This window comes from Streptococcus pseudopneumoniae (genome assembly GCF_038148935.1).
Lineage (GTDB): Bacteria > Bacillota > Bacilli > Lactobacillales > Streptococcaceae > Streptococcus > Streptococcus pseudopneumoniae_U.
Map to the genome: position 1 here is coordinate 1 of NZ_JBBJZX010000257.1, position 267 is coordinate 267.

Annotated in this window: 1 rRNA gene; it reads right to left on the reverse strand. The window is 46.1% G+C overall.

The annotated features are described in order from the left end of the window. Positions 1–267, reverse strand: a 23S ribosomal RNA gene (locus WKI42_RS10875); the annotation flags it as partial.

Consider the following 267-nt stretch of genomic DNA (forward strand, 5'->3'; position numbering starts at 1 on the left):
CGTGTCCCGCCGTACTCAGGATACTGCTAGGTACAAAGACTATTTTAAATACGAGGCTATTACTCTCTTTGGCTGATCTTCCCAAATCATTCTTCTATAATCTTTGAGTCCACATTGCAGTCCTACAACCCCGAAGAGTAAACTCTTCGGTTTGCCCTCCTGCCGTTTCGCTCGCCGCTACTAAGGCAATCGCTTTTGCTTTCTCTTCCTGCAGCTACTTAGATGTTTCAGTTCACTGCGTCTTCCTCCTCACATCCTTAACAGATG